This window comes from Frankia sp. AgKG'84/4 (assembly GCF_023242965.2).
Classification (GTDB): Bacteria; Actinomycetota; Actinomycetes; order Frankiales; family Frankiaceae; genus Frankia.
Genome location: NZ_JALKFU020000517.1, coordinates 1 through 3,916, shown reverse-complemented (window position 1 = coordinate 3,916; position 3,916 = coordinate 1). Strand labels below are relative to the sequence as shown.

At 75.3% G+C, this 3,916-nt stretch carries 1 protein-coding gene and 1 pseudogene; both read right to left on the bottom strand.

Annotated features, from left to right (window positions below; all coding sequences use genetic code 11):
- Positions 1–517 (bottom strand): annotated as a pseudogene (locus tag MXD58_RS22370) (hypothetical protein); the annotation flags it as partial.
- Positions 514–3,916 (bottom strand): alpha-(1->3)-arabinofuranosyltransferase domain-containing protein (locus MXD58_RS22365; protein WP_250609864.1); only part of this gene is annotated, 3,403 nt, incomplete at its 5' end. The pseudogene MXD58_RS22370 and the gene MXD58_RS22365, both read right to left, overlap by 4 nt.

Here is a 3,916-nt window from a genome sequence, read left to right as displayed (position 1 = left end):
GTCTGGGCGCGGGCACGCGGACGCCCGCGCCCGCCTCGGCTCCGCCCGGCGCCCGGGATCCGGCCGGTGGCTGGTAGGCCGCCATCGTCTCGGTCAGCACACCGAACAGGCCGCGCCCGTCGATCGCCAGGTGGTGCCCGATGACGCCCAGCCAGTCACCGTCCGGGTGGTGGAACAGCAGCATCCGGACCAGCGGCGCGCGGGTCAGGTCGATACCGGCGAGCATCTCCTCCCGCAGGGCACGCCAGGCGTCGTCCGGGGAGGCGACGGCCAGCTCGGCCACGGGCGCGGGGCGCGAGGTGGCCATGATCCGCCAGCCGCCGGCGCCGGAGAGGTCCCGCAGCTCGGACCGGGTGGCCCGGTGACGGGCGAAGACGCCCACGGTGGCCTTGGCGAGCTGGTGCGCGTCGACGTGCCCGTCGGTCCGGCCGAGCAACGCGATGATGATCGGCACGTCGGCCCGGTTGGAGGCCAGGAGGAGCTGCTCGGGTTGGGTCAGCGGTCGTGTGCCGGTCACTGCTCGTCCTCCCGTGGCCGGTGGCTGCCGGCCTGCGATGCGGCGGATCCCTGCTGGCCGCCCCCCAGGATCGCCGACGGACGGGCACGGGCGGCGCAGAGCGCCGCGACCGTCGCCGCGAAGGCAAGTGCACCGGCCGCCTGGGCCCAACCGCTGAACGCACCCTGGCCCGTTCGCGGCGCGAGGTTCGGGTTGAGCACCATGATGGCGCCTGCGACGGTCATGCCGCACGCCGCGAGCCATGGCAGCACCGCGGGCCGGCGCCGGGCGGCGACGGCGAGCGGTATCAGAGCGAGTGCCGCGGGGCCCGCCACCAGCCACACGGCGAGAGCGGCGGCGACCGCCGCGACCCACGGACCGGGCAGCGTGGACGCGGCCCGCACCAGCCGCACGCGGCGCGGGTCCAGGAACCGGGGATAGCCGTCCGGGTCCGACGAGGGGCGCAGCCGCAGCCGAGCGGGCACCAGCGCGATCACCACCAGGAGCAGCACCAGGCTGAGGCCCACGAGCAACCCGAAGCGGTAGGACCGGCCCGGACCGTTCTCGATCACGACGGTGCCGGCGGCGCCGGCCGGCACGATCCAGCCCTGCTGCCAGCCGTCGAGGCGCACCGGCGTCAGCGGGGTGCCATCGAGGCTCGCGGTCCAGGACCGGTTCGCGTTCTCGTGTACCGCGAGGAACGTCCGCTGGCCCGCGCCGAGGGTGACCGTGCGCCGCTCGGGCGTCCACTGCCCGATCGTCGCCGGGCGGGCCGGCGTCGGCTGCCCCGCGGCCGGCGGGATGACCGCGGGAGTGGGGCTGATCAGCGAGAGTGTGTCGACGAGCAGGGCGGGGGCGCCCGGGAGAACGCTGAGTAGATGCTGGCCGGCCGCGAGCGGCACCGTGCCGTCCGGCGTGCACACCGTCAGCCGCATCGGCGCGGCGGTGGCGAGGTCGCCGGCGGTTCCCTCGACGCGGGCCGGGTAGACGGTGCCGTCGATGGCGACCCCCGGGCCGCGGCCGCAGTCGAGCACCGCCGGGGCCGCGGGGTTCGCGGGCGCGGGCGTTCCCACCGGCGGCGGCACGGCGACGACGGTGCCCGCGACGGTGAACCGCTCCGGGCGGGCCGTCTCGAAACGGCGGGTGATCGTCAGCTCCTCCGAGGCGTTGAACGGCTGGGTCGGATCCGCCCGGGCACGGTCGAACGCGTACATCACCGGGCCACTCGCCTGAACTGCGAACATCGCGGTCGCGTCGCTCGGAACCTGAGCGTAGTGCTGAAACGACTGGCCGGGTACGGCGAGTTCGCGGATTCCCGCGCCGAGCGTGTGGGCGTCACCGCCCGTGACACCGAGGAGGGTGACGGTGAACCACGAGCTCGCCCCGTTGGGCGCCGTGAGTCGCTGCGGGCCCCCTGTCGGGGTCACCGGTGTGTCGATGGAACCGTTCGCGGTAGTCACCCTGAGTACGGTGGGTACCGGGCGTCGCGGCGAGTCCGCCAGGACCTGCACCTCCAGGTACGGCACGGTCACCGGGGCGCCGACGTCGAGGCGCAGCCAGGCACCCTCCGTTCCGAGGACCGGGTCCGGCCGGGCGGACCACCAGGTGTACGGCAGGCCGTCGACGGCGCCGGCCGGTCCCGCCTCGGGCGCGGCCCGCAGCAGATATCCGTACGACGACGCGGTGACCGACTTCCCGTCCAGGTAGCCGCCGACCGTCTGGTGCCCGGCGGGCGGCCGGTCGGTCCACTCCTTGGTCGGCTCGGTCGTGCCGGCGGCCCGTTCGGTCGGGCCGAGCAGGTAGGACGAGGTGTTGTGGACGAGGCCGAAGGTGACGTCCCGCCGGTCGAACGTGTCGGTGACCGCGAGGCTGGTCGTGGGCGTGACGATGTCGGCGGCCGGCACCACGTCGGCGGGCGCGACGACCGTGCCGCGGGTGGCGGGGTCGACGTCCTGGGCGTCCACGGTGCGCTGGTCGCCGAGGTCCATGGCGAGCACCGCGGCGCGGTCCGGGGCGAGCAGGCCGTGCTCGGCGAGCTGGACGGTCGCCTCGGGACCGCCGGAAACGACCATGGCGGTCGCGACGGGGTAGGTGTCGACCGTGCGGGCGCCACCGGGAACCGTCCACACCTCGAGCGCGGGCGCCCGGCCGGTGTCGCGCCGGGTGGCCGCGGGCAGGATCCGTTCCCGGTCGCCGGCGCGGGCGTCGACCAGCGGCCCGAACGTCGCCGCCTGCCGCAGACCGCCCGCCAGCAACGCGCGGTGGATCTCGTCGGTGGACGGTGGGACGTCCCAGTTGTCGTCGGCGAGGTCGTTGCGCACCAGCACCTGGCCGACCCCGGCGCGGGTCAGCGCGGCGCCAAGACCGGCGCCGTCGTCGTAGAGGGCGTTCTCGACACCGTCGAGCCAGCGGGTCATGCCGACGCCGCCGAGCGGGATCAGGCTGCGCTCGCCCCACGGGGTCGACGACAGCCACTTCACCGGCTCGTCCAGCGGGCGACCCCAGTCGTACTCGGCGAACGACGCCCCGGGCAGCAGCAGGGTGCGCCCGCCCCGCGGGTTCGCCGACAGCCAGTTCGCCGCCTGCGTCCAGTAGCCGGGGACGGCACCGAACGAACCGGGCTGCAGCGACTTGCCCTCGAACAGCGGAAGCATGCTGGCCACCAGCGAGGCCACGGTCAGCACGAGCGCGGCCCCGGCGACGGGCCGACGTGCGCGCCCGGCCCGGGTGGTCGCGGGCCCCCGCGCGGTCGAGCGGGCGGCGAGCCGGTCCGCGGCGATCCCGAGGGCGTGGACGAGTCCGAGCGCCATCGGCAGGTGGGTCACCGCCTGGAACTTGAACACGTTACGGATCGGGCTCAGTTGGCCGTCGAGCAGCACCCGCAGGTCGGCGGAGACCGGGCTGCCCAGCGCGCCCGGATAGGCCGCGGCGACCGCCACCGTCCCGACCCCGAAGGTGATCAGCAGAAAGCGCCGGGCCGGCAGGTCGCGCCGGGCCAGCCCCCACAGCGAGATCGCCGCGAGGGCGTACGACCCGGCGATCACGAAACGCGCGCCGACGTAGGCTGCGGCGGCCGGCAGCCAGACATTCGGCACCCGCAGGTACGCCATCCAGTCGGTCGCGGTGCGCAGCGTCTCGGCGATCGACACCGTGGACGTGGTGAGGTCGGCGGACTCGGTGAACGGCAGGAAGTTCAGCCCGTACCGGCCGAGCGCGAGCAGCCCGATCGCCCACCAGGCCGTCGCGAGCACGACCGCGACGAACCACCACGCGCGCAGCGCCCAGACGCGGCGGCTGCCACCGGCGAACAGCAGCAGGATCGCCGGGCACACCAGCACGTCGGCGGTGACGCTCGCGTTGATCCCGCCGGTGCACAGCACCGCCAGCCCCGACTGCGCGCCCGCGCGGCGCGGCGAGAGC